20 protein-coding genes are annotated in these 24,289 nt (G+C 67.7%); 7 read left to right on the plus strand and 13 right to left on the minus strand.

What is annotated here, in order from left to right; translation table 11 throughout:
* Nucleotides 1-7 precede the first annotated feature (7 nt).
* The 4 genes from BLM15_RS10560 to BLM15_RS10575 form a co-directional block, all read right to left on the minus strand.
* The gene (locus tag BLM15_RS10560) at nucleotides 8-571 is read right to left on the minus strand and encodes a methylated-DNA--[protein]-cysteine S-methyltransferase (RefSeq protein WP_126112705.1); all 564 of its coding nucleotides are present in this window, start codon (nucleotides 569-571) and stop codon (nucleotides 8-10) included.
* Between the two features lie 112 nt (nucleotides 572-683).
* Nucleotides 684-1,640, minus strand: a complete 957-nt coding sequence (gene msrP / locus BLM15_RS10565; protein ID WP_126112706.1) for a protein-methionine-sulfoxide reductase catalytic subunit MsrP — start codon at nucleotides 1,638-1,640, stop codon at nucleotides 684-686.
* 114 nt (nucleotides 1,641-1,754) lie between these two features.
* Complete coding sequence (locus BLM15_RS10570; RefSeq protein ID WP_126112707.1) at nucleotides 1,755-2,297, minus strand: SRPBCC family protein; 543 nt, start codon at nucleotides 2,295-2,297, stop codon at nucleotides 1,755-1,757.
* A gap of 121 nt (nucleotides 2,298-2,418) precedes the next feature.
* Nucleotides 2,419-2,727 (minus strand): ArsR/SmtB family transcription factor, encoded by a 309-nt coding sequence (locus BLM15_RS10575; protein WP_126112708.1) that lies wholly within the window; start codon nucleotides 2,725-2,727, stop codon nucleotides 2,419-2,421.
* A gap of 146 nt (nucleotides 2,728-2,873) precedes the next feature.
* Here BLM15_RS10575 and BLM15_RS10580 point away from each other — a divergent pair, with 146 nt between their 5' ends.
* Genes BLM15_RS10580 through BLM15_RS10595 form a run of 4 tightly spaced genes read left to right on the plus strand, consistent with a single transcriptional unit; the run spans nucleotide 2,874 to nucleotide 5,998 of the window.
* Nucleotides 2,874-3,782, plus strand: a complete 909-nt coding sequence (locus BLM15_RS10580) for a DMT family transporter (RefSeq protein ID WP_126112709.1) — start codon at nucleotides 2,874-2,876, stop codon at nucleotides 3,780-3,782.
* A 12-nt stretch (nucleotides 3,783-3,794) separates the two neighbouring features.
* Nucleotides 3,795-4,346 carry a hypothetical protein gene (locus BLM15_RS10585; protein WP_126112710.1) on the plus strand — a complete coding sequence of 184 codons (552 nt, stop codon included), beginning with the start codon at nucleotides 3,795-3,797 and terminating at the stop codon, nucleotides 4,344-4,346.
* Complete coding sequence (locus BLM15_RS10590; protein WP_126112711.1) at nucleotides 4,336-4,845, plus strand: hypothetical protein; 510 nt, start codon at nucleotides 4,336-4,338, stop codon at nucleotides 4,843-4,845. Before BLM15_RS10585 ends, BLM15_RS10590 begins: the two co-directional genes overlap by 11 nt.
* Before the next feature lie 19 nt (nucleotides 4,846-4,864).
* On the plus strand, nucleotides 4,865-5,998 hold the full coding sequence (locus BLM15_RS10595) for an iron-containing alcohol dehydrogenase (protein ID WP_126112712.1): 1,134 nt from the start codon (nucleotides 4,865-4,867) through the stop codon (nucleotides 5,996-5,998).
* 31 nt (nucleotides 5,999-6,029) lie between these two features.
* Here BLM15_RS10595 and BLM15_RS31610 read toward each other — a convergent pair whose 3' ends face one another.
* The 7 genes from BLM15_RS31610 to BLM15_RS10630 all read right to left on the minus strand — a co-directional run bounded on the left by BLM15_RS31610 (nucleotide 6,030) and on the right by BLM15_RS10630 (nucleotide 19,244).
* Entirely contained in the window at nucleotides 6,030-7,016 is a 987-nt protein-coding gene (locus BLM15_RS31610) for a hypothetical protein (RefSeq protein WP_206438623.1), read from the minus strand.
* Nucleotides 7,017-7,026: 10 nt separating this feature from the next.
* Nucleotides 7,027-8,964, minus strand: coding sequence for an OmpA family protein (locus BLM15_RS10605; protein WP_126112713.1), 1,938 nt, complete (start codon nucleotides 8,962-8,964; stop codon nucleotides 7,027-7,029).
* Nucleotides 8,965-9,176: 212 nt separating this feature from the next.
* Nucleotides 9,177-10,553 (minus strand): porin, encoded by a 1,377-nt coding sequence (locus BLM15_RS10610; protein WP_126112714.1) that lies wholly within the window; start codon nucleotides 10,551-10,553, stop codon nucleotides 9,177-9,179.
* Nucleotides 10,554-10,940: 387 nt separating this feature from the next.
* The gene (locus BLM15_RS10615) at nucleotides 10,941-15,266 is read right to left on the minus strand and encodes a translocation/assembly module TamB domain-containing protein (protein WP_126112715.1); all 4,326 of its coding nucleotides are present in this window, start codon (nucleotides 15,264-15,266) and stop codon (nucleotides 10,941-10,943) included.
* Nucleotides 15,266-17,281 carry an autotransporter assembly complex protein TamA gene (locus BLM15_RS10620; RefSeq protein WP_126112716.1) on the minus strand — a complete coding sequence of 672 codons (2,016 nt, stop codon included), beginning with the start codon at nucleotides 17,279-17,281 and terminating at the stop codon, nucleotides 15,266-15,268. The genes BLM15_RS10615 and BLM15_RS10620 overlap by 1 nt, the downstream gene beginning before the upstream one ends.
* A gap of 174 nt (nucleotides 17,282-17,455) precedes the next feature.
* Complete coding sequence (locus BLM15_RS10625) at nucleotides 17,456-18,235, minus strand: fumarylacetoacetate hydrolase family protein (protein WP_126112717.1); 780 nt, start codon at nucleotides 18,233-18,235, stop codon at nucleotides 17,456-17,458.
* Nucleotides 18,236-18,359: 124 nt separating this feature from the next.
* Nucleotides 18,360-19,244, minus strand: coding sequence for a DMT family transporter (locus BLM15_RS10630; protein WP_126112718.1), 885 nt, complete (start codon nucleotides 19,242-19,244; stop codon nucleotides 18,360-18,362).
* Between the two features lie 138 nt (nucleotides 19,245-19,382).
* Between BLM15_RS10630 and BLM15_RS10635 the strand changes: the two genes are divergently transcribed.
* The gene (locus BLM15_RS10635) at nucleotides 19,383-20,240 is read left to right on the plus strand and encodes a YihY/virulence factor BrkB family protein (RefSeq protein WP_126112719.1); all 858 of its coding nucleotides are present in this window, start codon (nucleotides 19,383-19,385) and stop codon (nucleotides 20,238-20,240) included.
* A 152-nt stretch (nucleotides 20,241-20,392) separates the two neighbouring features.
* Nucleotides 20,393-20,659 (plus strand): hypothetical protein, encoded by a 267-nt coding sequence (locus BLM15_RS10640; RefSeq protein WP_126112720.1) that lies wholly within the window; start codon nucleotides 20,393-20,395, stop codon nucleotides 20,657-20,659.
* 58 nt (nucleotides 20,660-20,717) lie between these two features.
* Here the strand turns inward: BLM15_RS10640 and BLM15_RS10645 are convergent, their stop codons facing one another.
* Entirely contained in the window at nucleotides 20,718-21,617 is a 900-nt protein-coding gene (locus BLM15_RS10645; protein WP_126112721.1) for a LytTR family DNA-binding domain-containing protein, read from the minus strand.
* Between the two features lie 76 nt (nucleotides 21,618-21,693).
* Between BLM15_RS10645 and BLM15_RS10650 the strand changes: the two genes are divergently transcribed.
* Nucleotides 21,694-22,929, plus strand: coding sequence for an acyltransferase family protein (locus BLM15_RS10650; RefSeq protein WP_126112722.1), 1,236 nt, complete (start codon nucleotides 21,694-21,696; stop codon nucleotides 22,927-22,929).
* Here BLM15_RS10650 and ccrA read toward each other — a convergent pair.
* A complete protein-coding gene (ccrA, locus tag BLM15_RS10655; protein WP_126112723.1) occupies nucleotides 22,896-24,170 on the minus strand; it encodes a crotonyl-CoA carboxylase/reductase in 1,275 nt (424 codons plus the stop codon). The genes BLM15_RS10650 and ccrA overlap by 34 nt on opposite strands.
* Nucleotides 24,171-24,289 lie beyond the last annotated feature (119 nt).

Consider the following 24,289-nt stretch of genomic DNA (forward strand, 5'->3'; position numbering starts at 1 on the left):
GCGCTCCCTATCGCTGCCTTGCCTGCAGCGGCAGGGCGTCGAACAGAGACGGCTCGGCGCTGGTGCGCGCCTTTTCGATCGTCAGGATCTTCAGCTTGGTCTCGACGCCGCCATCGGCCGAGAAGCCGCCGGTCTTGCCGCCCGCGGCGAGCACGCGATGGCACGGCACGATGATCGGGATCGGGTTCTGGCCAAGCGCCACGCCAACGGCGCGCGCCGCGCCGGGTTCACCGATGCGCGCCGCGACCTCGCCATAGGTCAGCGTCTCGCCGGGCGGGATCGCCAAGGCGACGGCGTAGACGCGGCGGTTGAACTCGGGCGTTGCCGAAAGATCGATCGGCAGATGCGCGAGATCGCGCCGTTCGCCGGCGAGCAGGGCGACGACGTCGTCGATCGCCTGCTGCACGAAAGGCGGAGGCACGGCCTCGACCGCCTCGGGAAAGCGCTTCGCAAGGCGCCGCCGGGCCGCGTCCTCGTCTCGTTCGGGCAACTGCGCCGCGATGATGCGCTCGTCCTGCCAGACCAGAGCGCAGGAACCGATCGCGGTGGTGAAGAGACAGATGTTCTGCATGGGTCGGAGGCTAGCGCAGATGCGAGCTCCAGGGCACCCGTTTCCTGCCAGCTATTGGCACCAGTCGCCCCCAACGAAGCTGCGCCGGGGTGACCGGCTCGATTGAGTCAGCTCAAGCCCAGAGCCGTTCCTTCTCCAGTCCCTTATAGAGATCCGCCACCTGCTCGGCATAGCCGTTGAACAGCAGGGTCGGCTTGCGGTCGCGCGAGCCCAGCACCTGCTCGCTCGCCTGGCTCCAGCGCGGATGCGAGACTTCCGGGTTCACATTGGCCCAGAAGCCGTATTCGGAGGCCTGCAGCCCTTCCCAGAAGGTTTTCGGCCGCTCGGCGACGAAGCTGATCTTGCTGATCGATTTGACCGATTTGAAGCCATACTTCCACGGCGTGATCAGCCGCAGCGGCGCGCCGTGCTGTGTTGGGAGCGGCTTGCCGTAGATGCCGGTCACCATCAGCGTCATGTCGTTGGTCGCCTCGGCGATCGTCAGCCCCTCGGTATAGGGCCAGGGATACCAGCGCTGCGACTGGCCCGGCGCGACCCGCGGGTTCATGAAGGTCTGCATCTGGACGTATTTCGCCCCCGAGAGAGGCTTGGCCAGCGCGACCAGGCTCTTCAGCGTGAAGCCCGTCCACGGCACCGCCATCGACCAGGCCTCGACGCAGCGGAAGCGATAAAGCCGCTCCTCCAGCGTGACCTTCCGGATGAGGTCGTCGATGCCGATCTCAAACGGCTTCTCGACCAGCCCGTCGATCGCGATCGTCCAGGGCCGCGTGACCAGCCGCTTCGATGCGGCGGCCACTTCCTTCGAGGTGCCGAATTCGTAGAAATTATTGTAGTTCGCCGCCAGCTCCTCGTCGGTCACCGGGCGGTCGAGCGTGTAGGCCGCGTTGCGCTTGGCCGGGTAGAGGTCAAGCGTCGGATCGGCCCCTTGCGCCATCGCGGCTTGTGGCAGCGCAGCGCCGGCTATCAGGCCGACACCGCCGGCGAGCCATTGCCGCCTGTTCAGGAAGACGGCCTCGGATGTCGCCTGGCTCTCGGGAATTTCCCAGCCGGCGCGGCGCTTGATCAGCATGACGGACATACTCCGTTGCAACGGAGTATGTTTAGTCGATTTGGCACCTGCCCACCAAGTCACGAGGGGGAGAGCAGCTCTCTCCTCGCTTGGAAATCACAGCAGACTGGCCATTCAAGCCGGCAGATCGGCGAAGCGCTTGGCATATTCCGCCTCGAGCGCTGCGATCTTCGACCAGAAGCCACGCGGTGGATCCCCGGCGAGCTTGTCTTCGAGGATGCCGAGATGGGCGTGCCAGCCGCCGGAGACATCGGTCATCTCCGCCTTGCCGGCGAGCTTGCGATGGGTCAGCACCAGCCTGACCTTGTCGCCTTCGGGCGTGAGTTCGAAGGTCACCTCCGAGCTGGCCTCGCCCTCGCCCGGCCAGGTCATCGCCAGCGCAGTCATCGGCTCGTAGCGCGTCACGGTTCCCTTGGAGGGCCAGCCATTGTCGTTCATCTCGCGATAGCGCTCCGGCGGCCGCTCGCTGGTGATCTGCGAATGCTTGAACAGGAGATCGACCGTGCCGCCGACGCGTGGCTCGAGTTGGCCCGAAGCCAGCCAGGTGCCGCGCTTGTCGGAGTCGGTGAGATAGGACCAGACCCGTTCGACCGGGCCAGGCAAAAGGCGTTCGAAGCGGACAGCACCGCTCTCCAGGACCACGCCATACTCGTTCATGACTGCTCTCCTCAGATCACGCCGCATTTGGTGGTCCCACCAAATGCGGAGAACGTGATCGATTCCAAAAGTTTAGAACATGCTTCAAGCGAAAACCGGTTCCCACTTTTCGCTGCATGCTCTATGCGTCTTCGGGCTTCGCCAGTTCTCGTTCCAGGCGGTCGAGCCCGGCATTCCAGAAGCCGCGCACCTGCTTGACCCAATCCTCGAAGGCATCGAGGCCCTCGGGATCGAGCCGGTAGATCCGCCGCTGGCCACTGACCTCGACGCTCACCAGTCCCGCCTCCTTCAACACCTTGAGATGCTGCGAGATCGCCGGCGCGCTCATGCCGAACTGGGCCGTGATCTCGCCCGCCGCCATGGCGCGCTGGCCCAGCATCTCGACGATGTGGCGGCGGGTCGGGTCGGCAAGGGCGGTGAAGCGATCCATATTCTTTTATTTAGTCATTTACTTAATTAAGTCAATACGAAAATTATGAGTCACAGCTATGCACCCTCCCCCTTGCGTGTGCCGGGCTTGCCCTTGCGCGCACGACGGGTCATGAGGATCGCCCTTCCCGCTCCGTTCGCCCGGTCATGCCCTCCCGAAACGCCACCCTCGCCGGCATCCTGATGATGCTGCTCGGCATCCTGCTGTTCTCGCTCAACGACGTGATGGGGAAATGGCTGGTCGCGACCTATACGGTCGGCCAGATCCTGCTGCTGCGCTCTGGCGTCGCCCTGCTGGCGATCACCCCCTTCGTGGTGAAGCAGGGCCTCAGCCGTACGCTGCGGCCCGAGCGGCCTGGTCTACAGCTGCTGCGCGTCACGCTCGGCTCCTGCGAGGTCGCGCTGTTCTACTGGGCGGTGTCCTATCTGCCGCTCGCCGATACGATGACGCTCTGGCTGGCGGCGCCCGTCTGGGCGGTGGTGCTGGCGGCGCTATTGCTTGGCGAGCGCGTCGATGCCGGGCGCTGGCTCGCCGTGGTCGCCGGCTTCGTCGGCGTGGCGATCGCGCTCAACCCGTCGAGTGAGAGCCTGTCCCTGCCGGCGATCATCGCGCTGATCGGCAGCTTCTCCTTTGCCGCGATGATGATCATCGGCCGGCAATTGCGCGGCACGCCCGACGTCACATTGGTCTTCTGGCAGACATTCGGTGCGCTGGTGATGGGCTTGCTGCTCCTGCCCTTCGGCTGGGTCACACCGAGCCTGGTCGATATCGGCCTGCTCGGCCTGCTTGGCATCGTCGCCATGGTCGCGCATCTCTGCGTGACGCGCTCGCTTAAGCTGGCGGAAGCCTCGGTCGTGGTGCCCTATCAGTACACGCTGATCGTCTGGGCGCTGGTCTTCGGCTGGTTCGTCTTCGGCGATTGGCCCAAGCCCGCGATGCTGTTCGGTTCCGCCCTGATCATCGCCGCCGGGCTCGCCTTGCTCGTGCTCGAACGGCGCGCGGGCAACTCGGCCTCTGAGAACGCCAAGGAGCGTGTTACCGTCGAGCAGAACTGACGCGGAGGAGCGATGGCCGAGGCTGAAAAACCGCCCGATTTCTGGAGCTGGCTCGGCGCCGCCATTTCCCTCGTCCTCGGCCTCTGGCTGCTCATCGCCGGCTTGCGCACCCTGCCGCTGGCGCGCGGCGATCTCCTGGTCGCCGACCATGTCGGCTCCATCAATTACAGCGCACCTCTGATGCGCGTCAGCTCGGGCCGCGGTTCGAGCACCTACCGGACCCAGGACCTGTGGCTCGTCGCGATCGGCAGCAACCAGCAGATCAACTACCAGCGGCTTTATCGGCCAGCTCGCGGCCTCTGGGTCGACGGCATCGACCGGCTCGACTCCGGCCAGCAGGTCCGCTTCCTCGTCGATCCCGGTCGGCAGCTGGTCTACGAGGCGACCTCGCGCGGCAAGACCTTCCTTGCCTATGACGCCACCGCCGAGACGCTGACCAGCGCTGCGCATCGCTCGATGCTGTTCGGCTTTGCCCTGCTCGGCAGCGTTGCCTGGCATCTTTGGCCACTGGCCCTACGCTACTGGCGCGAGCGGCAGGGAGCCGGCGAAGCCCATGGCGGCTGAGAATGCGGAAACCGGACCGCTCTGGTGGACAGGTGTTGCCGTCATCGGCCTGGTCTTCCTCGTGTTGGGCTATGGCGCTCTCCCGGTCGGCCGCGACAGCCTCGTTACCGTTGAGATCGAGGCGCCGCTGCCGGTCCGCCGCGTCCTCGTCCAGGGCAGCGGCAGGAACCCCGACAACTACTTCACCCAGCGCCTCAAGGTCGCCTTGCCCGGCAACGACAGCGCGGAGGTCTCGCCGGTTCGCAAGCTTCTGATCCCGGAGATCGAGGATCTGAAGCGCGGCACGGTACGCTTCCTGATCGACCCGCTCTCGCGCCGGATCTACGAGGCCTCGCTCGATGGCCGCGTGCTCCTTTCCCATATCCGCTCGGCCGGGACCCGGCGCCGCAATGCGTTCATCGCGATGCTGGTCGGGCTGTTCTGCGTCGGGGTCGGGGCTCTGGGGCTGGCGCCGGTGGCGCGGACGGGCGAAAAGACTCCTGCCCGGCCCGAGAGCTGAACGGGCGCGGGGGAGGACCATGGCGACGATTTCCTATCTGACGACGATCCAGTTCGGCTTCGGCGAGCTCAAGGCTATCGCACCGAGCCTGACCGATCTGAAGATCACGCGACCGTTGATCGTCGCCGATCGCGGCCTGGCAGCGACCGACCTGATCAATCGGCTGCGTGCCGCCTCGCCGCTACTGGGTAGTGCGCCGCTCTTCGTGGATACCCCGACCAATCCGACCGAGGAAGCCGTCGAGGCTGCGGTCGCGCTCTATCGCGAGCATGGCTGCGACGGTCTGGTCGCCATCGGCGGCGGCTCGCCGATCGACCTCGCCAAGGGCGTCGCCCTGCTCGCCAGCCATGACGGGCCGCTAGAGACCTATGCCGCGATCCTTGGCGGTATTCCGAAGGTTACGAGCAGGGTTGCACCGGTGATCGCCGTCCCGACCACCGCCGGCACCGGCAGCGAGGTCGGCCGCGCCGCGCTGATCACGCTGAAGGACGGTCGCAAGCTCGGCTTCATCTCGCCCTACCTGATCCCCAAGCTCGCCATCTGCGATCCCGAGCTGACGCTCGGCCTCCCGGCAGGGCTGACCGCCGCCACCGGCATGGACGCCCTCACCCACTGCATCGAGACCTATCTCAGCCCACGCGAGAACCCGCCGGCCGAAGCGATCGCGCTCGACGGACTGAAGCGCGCTGCCGGCCATATCGAGCGCGCCACCGCCGATGGCTCCGACCGCGAGGCCCGCAAGGAGATGCTGATGGCCGCCCTGCAGGGCGGCCTCACCTTCCAGAAGGGTCTCGGTGCCGTCCACGCTCTCTCACACCCGCTCGGCGGCCTGAAACAGGTCTCGCTGCATCACGGCACGCTCAACGCCGTGCTGCTGCCGGCAGTGCTGCGCTTCAACGAATCGGCCGCCTCTGCGAAATACGCCGAGATCCGCCGGGTGCTCGGATTGCCCGCCGATGCCGATCTCGCCGGCTGGATCGCCGGGTTGACGCAACGCCTCGGCCTGCCGGGGACACTCGCGCAGATGGGCCTGCCGCGCGAGGTCCTGCCTGCCATCTCGGAAGCGGCGACGCAGGACCATTCGAGCGCGACCAATGCGCGGCCGGCGAGCGCCGCTGACTACCTCACTATGCTGGAAGCCTCGTTCGGGTAGCGCCTGGCGATACCCAGCGCTCCGCGGCCGTTCAGCGCTTTCGCTTGCCGCGCCTGCCCTTTGCGGCGCGCGAATGCTCAGTCTGGCCGCCGGCGGCAAGAATTTTCGCCTCGGCCTGCCATCGCTCCGCGGCATCACGCTCCAGGGTGTCGGTGTGGTGAGCCAGGAAGCGCAGTTCCTCCGGGCCGAGCGCCGCGATCTGGTCGAAATGCCAGATGCCGAGACCGTTCAGCTTCTCGGCGATTGCCGGTCCGACGCCGTCGATCAGGCCGAGATCATCCGGCTTGCCGCCACGGGCCGCCGGCAGGAGATTGGCCGGCCGTTTGCCTTCGAGCGCCGCGGCGGAAACCGGAGCTGGCGCGTCAGCCGCCGGTCCCGCAAGGGCTGCGGCCTGCTTCACCCATTCCTCGCGCTCGATACGCCCAGGAAAGGCGAGATAGGCGCCGACCCATTCGACGTTCTCCGGCGTCCAGGCGGCAATCTGGCTGAAATGCCAGATGCCGAGCACCTGCAGGCGCCCCTCGTTCTGCGGGCCTATGCCCTTGATCAGCTTGAGGTTATCGGCAGTGCCGCGGGCCGCAGGCAGACCGGCCGGGCGCTTGCCGGCGAGCCCATCTTCACCCTCGACCTTGGGCATCGGAGCGGGCTCAGTCTCGTGCGCGCTGGCGGTAACTACCTGCTTGGACGGCGCCGGAAGCGCCGGGGCTGGCTGGGGCAGAGCAAGGCGTGGCGCAGGCGCGGCGAGCGCCGGAAGCGCCTCGCCTTCGCTGGCGAACAGGCTGCCGATCAGACAGCCGGCGGCATAAGCGAGCAGGTAGAGCAGTGCCGTCTCGATCCAGAACGCCGCCTGGTCGTTGACCAGCCGGAACCAGACCAGCGCTGCGAGCCCGGCCCAGAGGATCGCAAGGCCGGCAACAGGGCCGCGCGGGCCGCCTCTCCCGCTGAGCCAGCCGAAGACGAGGCCGACCGCGAAGGCGGCGAAGAGGAACCAGGCGAACTGGGTCGCGAGATAGAGCATCGCCGCCCTCCTATTTCGCCACGGTGAACTGGACGCGGCGGTTCTTGATCCGCGCCTCCGGGTCGGTCGGGGCAACCAGCGGCCGATCGGTCCCGTAGCCCTTGACCTCGAGCTGCGCCGCGGCGACACCGCGGCGGATCAGCTCTTCGCGGACACGCTGCGCCCGCCGGTTCGACAAATCGAGATTGTTGAAGCCGCTGCGCTCGCCATCGAAATTGCTGTGCCCTTCGATGGTCACGCGCGTGCTCGGGCACTGTTTCAGGATGGCGGCGGCCTCGGTCATGGCCCGCTCGGTTACGGGATCGAGAGTCGTGACCCCAGTCCCCAGGGCAAAGATGACGTAGTAGCGCTGCGTCAGCGCATCGAGCTCGTTCTGGCAGGTACTTGCCGGGTCGATGACGCAACCGGTCTGGCGCATGCTGATCTCGGCCTTGCCGGAAAAGCCCTGCGGCAAGCCGCTCGCAAGATCGGTCTCGACCTCGTCGCGGACCAGGGCGCGGCAGGTCAGCCCGCGAACATTGACCTCCCGATCGACCACGCTGGCCGAACCGAGATCGAGCCGCAGCAGATCCTGCACCACCCCGCGCGCCGCGACGCCGAAGCCGGTCGGCGCCGCCGGCCGGATCTCGGTCTCGTCATTGACGCGCCCACGCAGCGGCGACGCCTCGATCAGCGCCGCGATCGCGTCCTTGGCCGCGGCATCGGGCAGGTGGCCGTTGAGATAGCCCCCGGATTTGTCGATCGAGGCGGTGAAACCGTAGCCCGCCGCAACGGGCGGCGCAGGCTGCGGCAAAGACGGCGGCTCGGTCGCGGCGGCCGCGCTCGGTGCGGCGGGAGCGGGATCGACCGGCGTCGGTTGCCGCAGGGCGCCCGAGCCGGCGGGCGGCACCGGGGCAGGCGTCGGCGCCGGCGATGGGACCAACGGGCAGACGATGCTGGCAAGCGCGACCGAATCGGGACCGTCGCCCTGCGCGATATTCAACTTCAGGGCCTCGCAGGCCTCGTAATTCTCCGGACCCTGCCCCGAGATGCGGTAGGCGCCGCCTTCGATCTCGACCTTGCCGCTGCGCAGGCGGGCGAGATCGGCGACGGCGCGCGTCACCTTGGTGGCGAAAGCCGCCGGCTCTCCGGCGGCCGGCAGCATGCGATCGGTCACCGCGCCGACGGTCGGGAAAGCGCGAGCGAGCAGTGCTGCAATCTCGCGGCGTGCCGGATCGGATGGATAGTACCCCGCGACCGTGACCGAGCCGGACGCGCTCTTCTCGGCGCTCCAGCGATAGGGGGCCATTGTCGGTGGGCTCAGCGCGCAGTCGACGCGCGTGAAGCCCTTCTGAGCAGCGGTGGAAGCGCTCTCGCGCAGTGCCAGGAAATTCTGCGGTGTCGCAGCAGTGCCCTCGACGCAATAGCGCGTATCGTCCAGCGCGACCTTGCCTGCGGAGAGCTGCCCGAGATCGCGCATCAGGCTGCCGGCGAGCTCGGCGAAGCCGGGCGGCGCACCGAAAGCGACCTTCTGCTGGTCATCGACCCGCAGCTCAGGGCCAAGCGCCCGGGCCGCAGACACGCTCGCCGTGGCAATCGCCTCGTCCGGCACGAAGCCGGACAGTGTCACGAGATTGGCCTGCCGTGTCGCCGACCAGCTATAGGGCTTTTGCGCGATGACCTGCGTGAGCCCGCCGAGCACGCGCCGGACACCGAATTCCGATTGTAGCTGAGCCAGCGCCTTGCTGGCGCCGTCGGCCGTGACCGCCTCGCCGTCGAGATAGACGTCCCGGCCGCTGACCCGAACCAAAACGCCACGTGCGCCAGAGGCGGCCCCCGCCACCGCGTTTGCTGCAAGCGCCCTGGCTTCGATGTCCCGGCGCACGGTTTCGGTGTTCAGGACGTTGGCTGACGCCCAGAGCAAGGCCAGTGGAACAAGCCCCCAGAGCCAACCGGCGTTTCGCGCCATACCGAAATTCCCGCCTCGTCCCAAGGATCGCTCGCGCCGAATCCGGACGCCCGCGGCCCCTTGCAATCACGCCCCATCACGGCCCCAAGTCAAGCAAGAGGCCGCCTCGCCCTTGTGAGGGACAGACGGGGTTTCCACGACAGGGAGATAGATCGGAAACGAAAAAAGCCCCGGGTTTCCCCGGGGCTTTCCTTGAACGATCAGGTGATCGATCAGAAGTCGCGCTGGATGCGGAGACGGCCAGCCCAAGCGTCGTCGGACTTGATCGTGCCCGGACCACGGCCACCGGCGTCGTTGCCGGTCAGAACGGCCTGCTTCAGCTCGGTGCGGGTGTAGAGAACCTCAACACCGATATCGAGACCCGAAACCGGCGACCAGATCAGGTTACCAGCAACGATCAGCTCCTTCGGATCAAGCGGACGGGCAACCACGCCCGGGACCGCCTGGTTGGCCAGGACGTAGCCGAGCTTCAGCTCGGAGTACGACGCGACCAGCTCCGACCGCAGGGTCGGGGTCCAGAAGTGACGCAGAGCAGCGACAACCGACCAGCCAGAGGCGGTGTTGACGCGGCCGAGACCGTCGACGCTGACGTCGCCGATGCCGAGCTGAGCGTTCTGCGCAAGGATGCGACCCGAGCCGAAGCTGCCGCCCCAGCCGAGATAGCCGAGAGCGCCGTCAGCATAGGCAGCCTGCAAGAACAGGAAGTCGCCAGCCGCAAGCATCGGCAGGTTGACCTTCACGCCGCCCTGGATGGCATAGCCCCACTCGTCTTCGTTCCGGACGCCGAGCGCGGCATTGTTGATGCTACGCTGGGTGAGAGCACCCGACAGCTGAGCCGAACCCCAACCCTGATCGACGCGCAGCGAGGCGACGACATCGGGGAAGTTCGTGCCGAGCAGGCCGACGCCGGCCGGGCCAACAACGCCGTTCTCACGACCACCGGTGCCGGTGATGCGGTCTTCGAGCGAGATCGTCGCCGAGAAGCCCGAGCCGAAGGTGGCGGTGTAGGCCAACAGGTTCAGACGCGAGTCAGCCGTACGAACCGTCGAGAAGGTGATGTCGTTCGCGTAGAAGTCGAAGAACGACTGAGCGCGACCGGCGGTGATCGGGCCGAACTGGATGAAGGCCAGATCGAGGTTCGACTGGGTCGAGTTGGCGGTCAGGCCACCGGCAGCGACAGCAGCGTTCGAACGACCAGCGCCCGGGGACACGATGCCCTGGTTGCCGCCGATGGTGCTGTTGTAGAAGCCGGAGCTGACGGTCAGCTCATAGCGGAAGAAGGTGCGCAGCGTGCCGTAGGCAGTCGCGGTGCGGGCGTCGACGTTCAGACGACCGCGCGAGCGGGTGCCGAAACCGTCGTTGGCGTCGCCGTAGCGCGAACCGACCGTGTACTCAGCGCGAACACGACCACCGACGCGAAGGCAGGTGTCGGTGCCCGGGATGTAGAAGAAGCCCGCGCCATAGGCGGAGCAAACGCGAACGTATTCGACCGGTGCGGCCTTCCGCGAGGGAAGGTCGGCGGCCTGAGCCCCGGCAACCGCGGCGATGCCGGCGGCGGAACCGAGGAGGAGGCTCTTTACGAGCTTCATTTGATAACCTCCAAAAGAGTTTCGAGACCCTCGGGCGTCGGCTCGTTCCTTAACCGGCAGCCCCAGGAGACCTGTCCGGCGAACTCGCTTATCCCGGTCTTTCGCCCGCGTCCCCGAACCGTTCGGAGGCGAAGACGAAAAACAGCGACCGGGAACGTCCCGCCGCACAGTCACCATTACGAATGCCCGGCCGCCGATCAACCACGATCACGCCACAGTCCCCACCCCGAGCCCGCTTTGCCCCCCGGTGTTGCACCTGAGCCACGCTTTGACCGCCGAACTTAAGAGAGCGTTAACCGCATAGGGTCGTTTGCGGGCTTCCAGAGCCGCCTATCGGCCATTCCGGCTGCGAATCTGCGGCGTCATCTCAGTGATTGAGTCGGGACGTCAGTATTCCCACTCGGCTCCGACGCCGACCGCGGCACTGCCGTCGGCATTGGTCTCGGCCTGGAGCTTCAGGCGGCGGGTGACGTCGATGCCGACGGAGACGCCGCTGTCCTCGGGCTTGGCACCGGCCTTCACACCGAGCGTGACATTGTCCGAGAGCGAGCGCGAGACGCCGACCGTCGGGCCGCCCGGCCCCATCTGGACATCGAGGTTGTCGACGCCGAGCGAGCGACGGATGCGCTCGAAGACGTCGTCGCCGCCGGCACCGGAGAACTGCGCCGCGGTCTGGGCGAGCTGCAGCGCCTGGAAAGGCGAGAGCGAGCCGGAGGCCCGGGCGAAGAGCAGGCGCGAGAGCACCTCGTCCGGCGGCAGCTCCGGCGAGGACGAGAAGGTGAACTCCGGCGCCGACGCCTCGCCGGAGATGATGATCCGCGCGGTGACGTCGGCGGCACGGGTTTCGGCGACGAAGTCGAGCGTCGGCATCACGTCGCCGGAGAAGGTGATGCGGCCACGGCTGAAGTCGAGGCGCTGGCTGGCGAGACTGAGTCGCCCCCGCCGGAGATCGAAGCCGCCGGTCAGCGCTGGCGCGGCAGAGGTGCCGCCGACGCGCAGGTCGCCGCCGAGCTCGGCATCGATGCCACGCCCGCGGATGAAGACGCGCCCAGGCGCCGAGACGGTAATGTCGAGCACGGCGTCGAAGGCCGGCGCACGGCTGCCCTTTCGACTCGCGGCCGCGCGCGCCTTGCGCTCGGCCGCGAGTCGGGCCGCCGCCTGGCCCTTGGCATTGACGTGGCGGATGCCGTCGACCGGCCGCGAGCTCGACGGCAGGCGGTCCGGCACCGAGACCTCGATGGTCGCGACATCGACGCGCCCGGCGATTCGCGGCCGCTGCGCCAGTGGACCCGCCAGCTCGAGATTGAGATCGGTGACCGCCCTGACGAGACCGCTGTCGACGAGTTGGGCCCGCTTGCCCTCGATGCGAATCGTGCCGGGGAAGCCAGCCTCGGGATCGAGTTTGACATTGCCGCGGGCCGAGAGCGTGCCGTTGCCCGGTGTCTGCGCCGCGAAGCGCTCGATCACGAGTTCAGGCCCATTGGCCGCAACGCGGGCTTCGAGCCCGGTCAGCTTCACGCCCTGAAGCGCATCGCTGAAGCTACCGCCGGAGAGCGTCGCGCCGCCGGAGAGGCGCGGCGCGGCGAGCGTGCCACCGGCGCGCAGGTCGAGCGCCATCTGGCCGGTCAATCGCCTGCCGTCGGCGGCGAGCTGGGTATTGGCGAGCGCCGCATCGGCCCGCCCCTGCACGGAGAGATCGAGTGCGCCCTCGCCGCCGAGCGGCGCTGTACCCTTCGCGGTCAGGTTGACGAAGCGGCCGGCATTCAGGCTGGCGTCGAGACTGGTCTGGCGGCCATTGAGCGCGCCCTGCCCTGATATCTCGATCGGTGGCAGGCCGGCGGAGCGGGTCTGCGGCGCGACGAGGCGGGCGATGCGCACACGCCACGGGCCGGTCGGAGCCTCGGGCGTACCCTTGATCGTCGCCTCGGCGTCGAGCGTGCCGGAGAGATCGAGCGTCGGCGAAGCAAGCCGCGCGGCCGAGAGCGGCACGTTCTGCGCGGCAAAGCGCAGATCGAGCGCTTTGCCGGCCTCGCCGTCGAGCGTGATTCGGCCACCGTCGAGCGCAATGGCGAGATCGCGGATGGCGACGCCGCCATCGATCGCGGTGAAGCTCGCAGGCTTTGTCAGCGCAATCCGGCGGCCATCGCGGGTCGCAGTGAAGCTGGCGAGATCGAAGCGCAGCGGCTCGGCGACGGAGAGCCGCCCCTTCGAAGCGAGCGAGAAGCCGCGGGCCGTGGCGTCGAGGCTGATGTCGCTGGCGTCCGCGGCGCCCTTCGAGACGAGGCGGATCGCGCTCACCGGCTCGCCGGCAATGACCGCGCGATCGACCTGAATGGTACCGTCGATCAGCGGCTTGCGCAGCGCATCGACGATGGTGACATTCGCGTCGAGCCGGTCGAGTGAAAGGCTAGGCGCAACAAGCTTTTGGGCGCTGGCCTTCAGATCCAGATTCTGGCCGCCGGTCGGACGCGCCAGCTTCACGTCCGCCTCGATCCGGCCGCCGAGCTTGGCGAGCGCCAGCGCCGAGAGATCGTCGAGATTGCGTGCAACGAGCTTAAGGTTGCCCTCGGCCAGATTCGATGCGTCCAGATCGAGCGCACCATTCAGCGCGACCGAGCCGATGGCGATGTCGAGCTGCGGCAGCGCCCAGCCACCGGGGTCGCGCTTGGCGAAACGCAAGGTGCCGGTCGCCGGCCGGCCGTCGACCTCGCCGGAAAGCTTTACGTCACCGGACAGGGCGCCCTGAAGATCGCGCAGAGTCGCGTCGAGAGCGAGGCGCGGTACCGGGCGGCCGAGGGCGGTCGCATTGGTGATTCCCGCCTTCAGCGCAGCGTCGAGCTTGTCGAGCGGGCCGGTCAGCGTCGCATCGAAGGCGCCCTGCCCCGAGAGTTTCGGATCGGCCCGGCGCAGATCGGGGATCGCGATGTGGGCGCGCAGGCTCGAGCCTTGCGCGCCGAGCGCACCATCGGCCGTCGCTGCGACATGGGTCCCGGCGATGCGCAGGCCGTTGACGATGAGGCCGCCGCTGCCGGGCACCCGAATCTCGCCGCCGAGCGAGAGCTTGCCGGCAAGCAGGCGGTCGAGCGCCTCCTGGCCGAGCGCCAGCGATTCGGCGCCGCCGTCGAGCTTGACGGCGTAGAGTCGCTTCTTCGGCTCGGCATCGACATCTGCGCTGACGGCGGCTGAACCCTTGAGCGTGCGGCCGGCGAGCGTGCTGAGGCGGGAGAGGTCCGGCAGCCGGGCCTGCACCTTGCCGAGGATGCGAGCCGGATCAAGGCGACCGGCATAGCCGAGCTCCGCCCCGCCGAAGGCGAGCTTCAACGTCTCGAACTCGCCGCCCCCGCCTTCGGAGGCGGTGCCGCGCAAGGTGAAGCGCAGGCGGTCGCCGATGAAGCGCGCGAGGCCGGGATCGGCGAGCGCTACACCTGAGGCCTCGCCGTCGGAGATCAGCACGGTGCGTGTTGCCGGGTCATTAAGAGCGCCGGTCGGCGTCGCAGTGAAGGTGAAATCGAGCTTGCCGAGCTTGCCGGCCGGAACGCTCGCGCCCTCTGCCTGCAGGCTGGCTTTGACGCGCGGACCGGCAGCCGGGCCTTGGATCGTCGCATCCAAGGCGAGCTTGGCGATCTCGGCGCCGGAGGCGACGGTGCGGCCCTCGGCATTGGGGCGGGCAGCCGCAGTGATCTTGAAGTCGAGATTCTTGTCGGCGCCGTAGCGCCCGCTGACGTCGAGCCGGGCCAAGGCCGAGACCAGCGTCATCTGGTCGACCGAAACGGCGCCGCTATCGGGCAGCCCGACAGTGCCGTCGAGCCGGGTCGAGCCCTCGAAGACCGGCGCGACCGGCGGTGGCATCAGGCCGGCAATGCGTGAATCCAGCGCGAGCAGGAGCAGCCTGCCCGCGCCCTGGCGGCTGAGATCGGCGGTGCCGTTGGCGCCGATGGTCGGGCCGGCGGCAAAGGCGAGCGTTGCGCGGAAACGGTCGAGCGGGCCATCCCCGGTGAGGTCGAGCTTGACCGGCGGTCGGTCCGGCAGGTCGGCGATGGTCGAGATCAGGCCGCCCGCCGGCTCGTCGAGCTTGGCCGCGAGCTGGAGCTGCGTCGATTGCGGTACGAAACGCAGGTTGACGTCCAGGGTGCCGCCCATGTCGAGGCGGCGCCCGGCAAGCCGGAAATCGAGCCCCTCGTTCGGCGGGCCGAGGCGGGCCGCACCAGTCGCCGAAAGCCGCGCGGGCGCGCCGATCACGGTCGGACCCAGCGCCAGCTCGCCGAGCTGGAAGGCCTCGATGATCACCTTGAGCGGCAGTTCGGGCAGAATCGGCCCGGCATTGGCCTGTGCCGCTGCGGCGGCCGGATCAGGCAGCGGCTTGCGCAGGATTTCGAGCTTGCCGATCTCGAGCCGGTTGACCTCGAGCCGGCGTAGCAGCAGCGCCGAACGGGTCCAGACCAGCCGGGCCCGGTCGAGCCTCAACCAGGGGCCGTCGCGGTCGGAGATGACGATGTCGCGGATGGTCGCGTCGGAGGAGAGAGCCCCATCGACGGCGCCGATCGAGACCTGGCTGCCATCTGTCGTGAGCGCCTTGGAGATCAAATCGGCGATGACGCCGCGATCGCCGGCATTCTGGGCAAAGCCGCCGAGACCGGTGAAGACGACCAGCGTAGCCGCGATGACCAGCGCCGCGAGACCGGCGAGCAGTCGCGAGATGCGGGGCGCGCCCATCAGAAGGCCTGCCCGATGCTGATATAGAGAGCGACCGGCTTGTCGCCCTTGCGCGGGTTGAGCGGCGCTGCGACGTCGACCCGGATCGGCCCGATCGGCGTATAGTAACGCAGGCCGAGGCCAGCGGCGTACTGCATCTTCTCCTTGAAATTCGGGATCTGCGACTCGAAAGCCATGCCGGCATCGAAGAACGGCACGATGCCGATCGTGTTGGTGATCTTGATGCGGGCCTCGACCGAGGCCTCGAACAGGCTGCGCCCGCCGGTCAGATGATTGAGCGGGCCGAGCGGCGAGAGCGTGCGATAGGCATAGCCGCGCACCGAGCCGCCGCCGCCGGCATAAAAGCGCCGCGTCGCCGGCACCTCGTCGAGGGCAGCGCCGGCGATCGAACCCAGCCCGATCCGGCCGGCGAGCACGTAGCGGGCATCCTCGTCGAGGGCGTAATAGCCGGAGACCGAGGCCTTGCTCTGGACGAAGGGGGCATCGCTATCGCCGAAGGCGGCGTAGGGCGTGACCGAGGCGGCGACCCTGATGCCGCGGGTCGGATCGAGCTGGCTGTCGGTCGAATCGTAGCGCAGTGACAGCGGCACGCCGAGCAGCATGTAATCGACCTGGCCGAGCACGTCGCTGGTCTGGCCGCGTTCGGCCTCGATGCCGGCCTGGATCGAGAAGACGTCGCTGAAGCGATGGCGGATCGCGGTGGTGATGTTGGCGTAGCGCGCCGTATAGCCACCATAGCGATTGGTACCGACGCGCTCGCGCACGCCGCTGGCATCGATCAGCAGGTCGTTGCGGCTGCCGCCAAGCGCCGGCTTGAGGAAACTCGCCGAGAAGCGGGCGCCAAGATCGGTCGGCTCGAAATCACCAAAGCGCTGGACCTTGGTGCCGTCGATGCGCGGGGCGAAGAAGACGGAGGCTTCGAGCCGCAGGCGCTCGGCCCCGCCGAACAGATTGCGGTGCTCCCAATAGGTCTTCACCGCCGGGCCATCGATGGTCGAGTAGCGGGCCGAGAAGCCGAGCAGGCGCTTGGGCCGCTCGTTGACCTCGACGAAGATCGGCAGGTTGCCGGCCTGGTCGAGCGTGGTGCCTTCGCGGATGCGGACCGAGCCGACGGCGGGGATCGTCGCGATCGACTTGCGCGTATCCGTCAGCGCCTTCGGCGAATAGGGCTCGCCCGGCTCGAGATAGATGAAGGAGCGGATCACCTCGGCCGGAATGTCGCCGGTCTCGGTGACCGAGACGTCGCCGAAGCCAGCGACGGGACCGGGATCGACGACGAGCGCGACGTCCATCGTCTTCGCCGCATGATCAACGACAGGGCGAACCTCGACCACCCTGGCGAGCGGGCGGGACTTGCTGCGCCAATAATCGACGAGCGCGGCCTGGGCGGCCCGGATCGAGGACGAGGTGGCGGGCGCGCCGGGCACGAGGCCCGAGACCTTGCCGGGGTCGGGAATCACCGCCGCCGGATCGCGGCGCGCACCTGGCACGATGTCGACATTGCGCAGCGAGAACAGTGGCCCGGGGTCGACCGTGACAATGACCGGCGCCGGAGCGCGGTTGCGGTAGCGTTCGGCGGCGGGAGCGAGGCCCGCCGGCGGCTCGCCGGCCTGCGTCACCGCAACGCCATCGACCGCAATCGCGACCTGCGCGTTGAAATAGCCCTGGGCCCAGAGCGCATCGATCAGCGGGTTGATGTCGGCGGCAGCGCGGCGCGCCAGGGTCTCGCCATCCGGCGGCGCGTCCTCGCGCAAGCGATAGAGCAGAGAGGCGTCCTGCAGGCTGCGCTTCAGTGCGCTGGCATCGGGCACATCGCCGAGCTCGAAGCGCAATTCGTAAGGGACCGTCGACTCGCTGACCGGAGGCGGCTTGTCCTTGGTACCGAAGAGATTGAAGACGTCGAGCGATGACAGGTCGAACGCCCGCGCAGGCGAGGCATCACCGGCAAGAATCGCCGCGAAAGCGCAGACGCCCCCGCCAGCTAGTCCGATCCCCCGCCTCCGCCATGACCGCATCAAACCTCCAACGCAACCGAACTAGAACGCAGCGAATGCGTTGATTTTGTGATCGTGCCTCCAATTGATCACAATTCGACGCTCGGGATTTGCCTACCGTCAACCGAAAACCTGAACGAATCGTTGGCCATCCGGACTTTACCGAACGGCCAACGATCAGGCCGCGGCCTGATCTCAGTCGCCCTGCTCCGCCAGCGCGAAGGAGATCGCCGTGACCGGGTCGAGCCGGGCGATCACCGGCCCGACCGTTGGCGCGAGTACGCCGCCGCAGAGGCTGCCGGTGGTGATGATCTGGCCGGCCTTGAGCGGCCCGAGCGGCCCCTCGACCGGACGGTTCGCCCAAGCGAGCGCGGTGACGAGCGGATCGCCATTGGCATGCAGCGCCTGGCGCTCATAGAGCACGTCGCCATCGAGCTCGACCGTGCAGGTCAGCGCCGGAACATCGTCGAAGATGCTGAAGGGAACCTCGGGGCCGATGAGGTAGCCGCCATGGCCCATGGCGTCGGCCAGCCAGAGCGGGAACGGCACATTGGTCCAGTCGGCGATGCGGCTCTCGACGATCTCGATGCCGACGAGGGCAGCGTCGCAATGCTCGATCAGCTCGGCGCGCGTATAGGGCTGGCCCGGCCGCAGCGGCATGTCCCGGCCGAGCCGGATGGCGAGCTCGATCTCGACGCGCAATTCGGCACCGTGCACGCCGCGATAGGTGTCGCCGGATTTGAGATAGGGGCCGGGCATCAGTCCGGCCATCGGCCGGCCGCCTTCGCCGAGCGAGACCTTCCAGCCGGCGAGCGGATAGCCCATCCCGCTGTTGACCTCGGCCTGCGCCGCGAAACCGGCATCGACATCGGCGGGGACCGGCAAGGTCGCGATATCGACCAGCTTGCGGCCACGGCGGGCGCCGACGAAGGCGCTGGCAAGAGTCCCTGGAACAGTCTCGGTCGTCACAGCCATGGTCGTCTCGTCCCTGTCGCCATCGTAGCGGACCGCGCCGCCTCATGCTCTCTGGCTACAGCATCGACCGGCTTCCGGGAACCCGGAGATCGCGCGCCGATCATCGCGACGGCACATGTCCGCACTATTTGCGGCTGGCGAGGACGACGCCGAACACGGCGATTGCCATGCCGACGAGCTGGATCGGCGTCAGCGTCTCGCCGAAGAGCAACCATGCCTCGACCGCGACTGCAGGCGGCACGAGATAGAGGAAGGTCGCGATGCGCGAGACCTGGCCGCGGCGGATCAGCACGAGATAGAGCCCGATGCCGCCGAGCGAGAGCGCCAGCACCGACCAGGCCAGCACCAGCCCCATGGTCAGGTTCCACTCGATCCGCATCGGCTCGAGCAAATAGGCGAAGGGCAGCGTGAACAGGAAGGCGGCGATGTACTGCACCGCCGTCACCGTGCGCAGGTCGCCCTCGACGATGCGCGCCTTCTGCCAGAACGAGCCGAAGGTGACGGCGAACATGCCGACGACGTTGACGATGATCGGCAACGCCACGGCCTGCAGCGCCTCGGGCGCGACGCCGACCAGCTTCGGCTCCAGCACCAGCGCGATTCCGACGAAGCCGAAGACGATGCCGAGCCAGCGGATCGGCGAGATGCGCTCGCGCATGATCATCGGTGCGAACAGCGCGGTGAGCACCGGCTGCAAACCGGCGATCAGTCCGGATACGCCGGCCGGCAGCCCGTGGCGCACCGCCCACCAGACGCCGCCGAGATAGACGGCGTGGAGCAGGATGCCGGCGATGGCGCAATCGATGATGGCGCGTCGGCTCTTCGGCCAGGGCGCCCCGAGCGCGAAGGCCAATGCAGCGAGCGCAAGGCCGGCACAGGCGAAGCGCACCGAGAGGAAGGTCAGCGCATCGGAATAGCGGGCCGAATAGCCGGCGACGATCCAGCCGCTCGACCAGAGAAACACGAAGAGCACCGGCGACAGGCGCAGGAAGAGCGGGGAATCGAACATTGCGGCGACTTTCTAGGCGCCTGATAGGCCTGAAAGCGACAGTTGTCGCCGCATGCGGACGCCGTGACGGCATGTTCCGTGCACTTGCCACCATCACGCCGAACCACCAAAGATCGCGCCTCGCCTCCCGAGACCCGCATGTCGCTACGTTCCGTCCCCGCCCTCGCCTTCGAGCGCTTCATCGCCCATGACGGCTGGGCGATCGCCAGTCACATCGCGCTCTCGGTGCTGATGTCGCTGTTTCCGTTCCTGATCATCGTCACCGCGCTCGGCGGCTTCTTCGGTTCGCAAGCCGCAGCCGACGAAGCGGCGCAGTTGCTGCTCGAAGCCTGGCCACGCGAGGTCGCCGAGCCGATCGCGCGCGAGGTCCGCTCGGTGCTGACTGCCGTGCGCAAAGACGCGCTGACGCTCGGCGCGATCCTCGCCCTCTACTTTTCTTCCTCCGGGGTCGAAGCAGTCCGGATCGGGCTCAATCGCGCCTACGAGGCCTATGAATGGCGCAGCTGGTGGCGTACGCGGCTGGAATCGATCGCCTATGTGATCGGCGGCGCCATCTTCATGCTCGCCTTCTCGCTGCTGGTCGTGCTCGGCCCGCTGCTCTGGCGCGGCGCCGTTGGCCTCGCCCCGGCCATCGCCCCGCTCGGCTTCCTGCTCGCCTTCCTGCGGATCGCGGGGGCGACGGTGCTGATCGTGCTGGCGCTCAGCGTCGCGCACAAGCTGCTGCCGGCGCGGGCGCCGCATATCGGCGCGATGTGGCCCGGCATCCTGATGACGCTGGTAGTCTGGCTGATCGGCGGCATCGTTTTCGGCTGGTATCTCGATTCCTTCGCCGGCGCTTACATCACCACCTATGCCGGCCTCGCCACCGCGATGATCGCGCTCGTCTTCCTCTACTGGCTGGCGGCGATCTTCCTCTATGGCGCCGAACTCAACGCCGCGATCGCGCTGCGCCGGGCGCCGACCAGGGAGCCCGGCGAGGTACTGGGCGAGTTGTGAACCATCGTCCACCGTTGCGGCTGCCGAGGGGCGAGAAGCGGCGCCAGCCGCCTTGTTGTGAACTGCCGTTCAAGCCGGCCGGTTGACTGCTCCAGCCCGCGCGCAACCTATCGCGGCGCCGCCGGCGAGGCGGTCACCGATGGGGTTTCACCATGACATTCAAGCTTTCGGCGCTGCTCCTGGCGGGCAGCGTGCTGGCCAGCGCGGCCGCCTTCGCGCAGAGCGCCGACGACAAGAAATGGGTCAACCAGTGCCTGAGCGACAACAAGGACGCGAAGGTCGCAGTCTCGGTCGTCACGTCCTACTGCACCCGCATGAACGGCAAGATGAGCGACAACGAAACCCGCTCGATCACGCAGTGGGAGAAGGCCAACCCGAACGCCCGCAAGGCCTGCGAGCAGGAATCCGGCTGGAACTGAGCTGGCTTGAAGGCAAAGGCGGCCGCAAAGCTTGCGGCCGTCACCGCCGCGAAAGCGATCAAGGTGTGAGCGCGGGGAGGCCCTCGCGATAGCGGCGGCTGCCGGCGAAATTCTCGCCGGTATCCATCTCGACATCGAAATCACCGGAAGGCCGGCCGGCTATGCGCCGGACGCGGGCAGCATTGACCAGCCGGGTGCGGTGGATGCGGGCAAAACCGAGTGGGCGCAAGCGCTCTTCCTCGGCCTGCAGCGTGGCGCGGATCAGGTGGCGCTTGCCGCTGTCCAGGCAGTATTCGACGTAATTGCCGGCCGAGACCACGGCGACGATCTCGGCCGGTTCTAGTCGCAGATTGATCGTCCCGTCGCGCAGCCAGAAGCCTGAGGCGACGGGTGTCGCGTCAGCCGCGATCCTGTGCGGCATCGGACGCCGCGCCCACAGCTCGGCGAGCCAGAACAGCCCTGCCAGCAGCAGATAGACGAGAACATCCTTGCGCAGCTCGTAGAGCAGGTTCTCAGGCGAGACACCGAAACTGTAGTCGCCGGAGCTTGCGGCCCAGTAACCGAGTTTGCGCAGCAGGACCATGCCGGCGACATGCAGGGTCGAAAAGACCAGCACGGCGACAGCATGGAGCGCGATCAACGCCGCCTGACCGGGCGGCTTCGCCAACGAGGCCAGCACCAGCCGACGGACCAGCGGCGCCAGTGCAAGGATCACGACGCCGCTCGACGCCTCCCAGAGCAAGGGCTGCCAAAGCGGCACGGCGCGGCCGAAGCGGGCCAAGTCATGCAAGGTCGAGAAGGCATTGACGAGGCAGGTCGCGGCCGTGCCGAGCGCGATCGCCAGATAGGGCAACCAGTCCGGCAAACGGCCGGCGCCGCGACGAGGCGAGGCGTCGCCACCATTCGTCACGCCGTCGCCTCCGCTCGTCCCGGCCCGCTGGCTTTCGTCACGCAGCATCGGCTGCTCGTCCCGTACCGTCTCGACCTCGGCCCGCCCGTGCTGGCCTGCTCAGGGCGAGCAAGGGATAGCCGCCATGACTGCGCAAACCAACCACCAGCCGCCGCAAACCGCCGAACGCCGGCTCGATCTCGACTGGATCAGGATCGGCGCCTTCGGCCTGCTGATCCTCTACCATATCGGCATGCTCTACGTGTCCTGGGGCTTCCATGTGAAGAGTGCCCACCGGCTGCGGGAGCTCGAGCCGCTGATGCTCCTGCTCAACCCCTGGCGGATGGCGCTGCTCTTCCTGGTCTCCGGCGCCGCGACCCGGTTCATGCTGGGCAAATACGAGGTCGGAGCCTTCGTGCGGCGGCGCTCGGCCCGGCTGCTCATCCCCCTCGCCTTCGGCATGCTGGTGGTGGTGCCGCCGCAATCCTGGGCGGAGGTGGTCGAGAAGCTCGGCTTTTCCGGTGGCTATCTCGACTTCTGGTTCGGGCACTATCTCGCCTTCGACCAGGGCTTCTGCCGGATCGAGAACGGCCGGCAGGCCTGCATCATCCTGCCGACCTGGAACCATCTCTGGTTCGTCGTCTATCTCTTCATCTACACCATGGCGCTCGCCGGCTTGATCGCACTGGCGCCCAGTCTTGCCGCACGTGGCGAGCGGCTGCTCGAGCGTGCCCTGCCCGGCCTGCTCCTGCTGATCGCGCCGGCGCTGCTGCTCGGGCTCAACCGCTTCCTGCTCTTCCCGGCCTTCCCGCCGAGCCACGTGGTTGTCGGCGACTGGTACCAGCACGTCCTCTACGGCTCTTGCTTCCTGTTCGGCTTCCTTGCCGCGCACTCGCAGGGGCTGGCCGAGCGGACGGAACGGCTGCGCTGGCTCGCGCTCCTCCTCGCCGTCGCCGCGTTCCTCGTCATTCTCTGGCTGCGCGCACAGCCTCCGGGCGATCTGCGCCGCCTGGCCGGCCCGTTCGTCTACGGGCTCGACCAATGGTGCTGGATCGTCGCGATCCTCGGCTTCGCCCGTCGGCACCTCTCGCGGAGTGACGGGCCGGCCCGGCGCCACCTCGTCGAGGCGGTGTTCTGCTGGTACCTCGTCCACCAGACGGCGATCATCCTCGCGGCGCACTGGCTGAAGCCGCTCGCTCTGCCGGCCTGGCAGGAAGCGTCGCTGGTTATCGCGATCACGGCGCTGAGCTGCGCCGCGAGCTACGAGATCGCCCGGCGCATCGGCTGGCTCCGGCCACTGTTCGGCATCGCAGCGGACAGGCGCAAGCGCCTGTCCGTTTCTCAGCCTCAGCCTTCGAGCGCCTCGGCCACGTCCTCATAGGTGCGCAGGCCCGTGCGCGGGGCGTAGACCAGCACGGCCATGTTGCCGGGAGCGTGCTCGTTCTTCCACATCTTGTGGTGAGCGAGCGGGATTTTGTCCCAGGGGAAGACCTCGGACATGCAGGGGTCGACGCGCCGGTCGATGACGAACTGGTTGGCCGCCGAAGCCTGTTTGAGATGGGCGAAATGCGAGCCCTGCACGCGCTTCTGGCGCATCCAGACATAGCGGGCGTCGAAGGTGATGTTGAAGCCGGAGGTGCCGGCGCAGAAGACGATCATGCCGCCGCGCTTGGCGACGAGGCAGGAGACCGGGAAGGTCGCCTCGCCCGGATGCTCGAAGACGATGTCGACATCCTTCTTGCCGGTGATGTCCCAGATCGCCTTGCCGAACTTACGGGCTTCCTTGGTCCAGTCGTTGTATTCGGGCGAATTGACCGTGGGCATCTGGCCCCAGCAGTTGAAATCCTTGCGGTTGATCACGCCCTTGGCGCCGAGGCCGAGGACATAGTCGCGCTTGCTCTCGTCCGAGATGACGCCGATGGCGTTGGCGCCGGAAGCCGCGCAGAGCTGGACGCCGAAGACGCCAAGGCCGCCCGAAGCGCCCCAGATCAGCACGTTGTCGCCCGGCTTGATCGTATGCGGGGCATGGCCGAAGAGCATGCGGTAGGCGGTTGCGAGCGTCAGCGTGTAGCAGGCCGATTCCTCCCAGGAGAGGTGCTTCGGCTTCAGCATCAACTGCCGCGACTGCACCCGGCAGAATTGGGCGAAGGAGCCATCCGGCGTCTCATAGCCCCAGATGCGCTGGGACGACGAGAACATCGGATCGCCGCCATTGCACTCCTCGTCGTCGCCATCATCCTGGTTGCAGTGGACGATGACCTCGTCACCGACCTTCCAGCGCTTCACCTTGGAACCGACCGCCCAGACGATGCCCGAAGCATCGGAGCCGGCGATGTGCAGCGAGCCCTTGTGAACATCGAAAGGCGAGATCGGCTGGCCGAGGCCGGCCCAGATGCCGTTGTAGTTGACGCCGCCGGCCATCACGAGGAGCAGCACCTCCTCCTCGCCGATCGCCCAGGTCGGCACGACCTCGACCTGGAAGCTGTCCTGCGGCGGGCCATGGCGCTCGCGGCGGATCGTCCAGGCGTACATGTTGGCCGGGACATGGCCGAGCGGCGGCAACTCGCCGAGCTCGTAAAGATCCTTCAACGCGGGCTTCGCGACGGGTTGCGGCTGTGCCATCGACTCTTTCTCCCTTGTCGCCACGCCTGTGATCCGGTGGCGTTGCCGGCATCATGCAGACCATTGCTGCGCTGCGCCATACTCCTATCGAATTATGCCGCAGCGCAAAAAACAAGAGG

Origin of the sequence: Bosea sp. Tri-49 (assembly GCF_003952665.1) — a bacterium.
Classification (GTDB): Bacteria; Pseudomonadota; Alphaproteobacteria; order Rhizobiales; family Beijerinckiaceae; genus Allobosea.

Bases quoted from the DNA above. Each gene is read 5' to 3' on its own strand.
- BLM15_RS10560 (WP_126112705.1), bottom strand. From the start codon at position 571: ATGCAGAACATCTGTCTCTTCACCACCGCGATCGGTTCCTGCGCTCTG.
- msrP (WP_126112706.1), bottom strand. From the start codon at position 1,640: ATGCTGATCAAGCGCCGCGCCGGCTGGGAAATTCCCGAGAGCCAGGCG.
- BLM15_RS10570 (WP_126112707.1), bottom strand. From the start codon at position 2,297: ATGAACGAGTATGGCGTGGTCCTGGAGAGCGGTGCTGTCCGCTTCGAA.
- BLM15_RS10575 (WP_126112708.1), bottom strand. From the start codon at position 2,727: ATGGATCGCTTCACCGCCCTTGCCGACCCGACCCGCCGCCACATCGTC.
- BLM15_RS10580 (WP_126112709.1), top strand. From the start codon at position 2,874: ATGCCCTCCCGAAACGCCACCCTCGCCGGCATCCTGATGATGCTGCTC.
- BLM15_RS10585 (WP_126112710.1), top strand. From the start codon at position 3,795: ATGGCCGAGGCTGAAAAACCGCCCGATTTCTGGAGCTGGCTCGGCGCC.
- BLM15_RS10590 (WP_126112711.1), top strand. From the start codon at position 4,336: ATGGCGGCTGAGAATGCGGAAACCGGACCGCTCTGGTGGACAGGTGTT.
- BLM15_RS10595 (WP_126112712.1), top strand. From the start codon at position 4,865: ATGGCGACGATTTCCTATCTGACGACGATCCAGTTCGGCTTCGGCGAG.
- BLM15_RS31610 (WP_206438623.1), bottom strand. From the start codon at position 7,016: ATGCTCTATCTCGCGACCCAGTTCGCCTGGTTCCTCTTCGCCGCCTTC.
- BLM15_RS10605 (WP_126112713.1), bottom strand. From the start codon at position 8,964: ATGGCGCGAAACGCCGGTTGGCTCTGGGGGCTTGTTCCACTGGCCTTG.
- BLM15_RS10610 (WP_126112714.1), bottom strand. From the start codon at position 10,553: ATGAAGCTCGTAAAGAGCCTCCTCCTCGGTTCCGCCGCCGGCATCGCC.
- BLM15_RS10615 (WP_126112715.1), bottom strand. From the start codon at position 15,266: ATGGGCGCGCCCCGCATCTCGCGACTGCTCGCCGGTCTCGCGGCGCTG.
- BLM15_RS10620 (WP_126112716.1), bottom strand. From the start codon at position 17,281: ATGCGGTCATGGCGGAGGCGGGGGATCGGACTAGCTGGCGGGGGCGTC.
- BLM15_RS10625 (WP_126112717.1), bottom strand. From the start codon at position 18,235: ATGGCTGTGACGACCGAGACTGTTCCAGGGACTCTTGCCAGCGCCTTC.
- BLM15_RS10630 (WP_126112718.1), bottom strand. From the start codon at position 19,244: ATGTTCGATTCCCCGCTCTTCCTGCGCCTGTCGCCGGTGCTCTTCGTG.
- BLM15_RS10635 (WP_126112719.1), top strand. From the start codon at position 19,383: ATGTCGCTACGTTCCGTCCCCGCCCTCGCCTTCGAGCGCTTCATCGCC.
- BLM15_RS10640 (WP_126112720.1), top strand. From the start codon at position 20,393: ATGACATTCAAGCTTTCGGCGCTGCTCCTGGCGGGCAGCGTGCTGGCC.
- BLM15_RS10645 (WP_126112721.1), bottom strand. From the start codon at position 21,617: ATGCTGCGTGACGAAAGCCAGCGGGCCGGGACGAGCGGAGGCGACGGC.
- BLM15_RS10650 (WP_126112722.1), top strand. From the start codon at position 21,694: ATGACTGCGCAAACCAACCACCAGCCGCCGCAAACCGCCGAACGCCGG.
- ccrA (WP_126112723.1), bottom strand. From the start codon at position 24,170: ATGGCACAGCCGCAACCCGTCGCGAAGCCCGCGTTGAAGGATCTTTAC.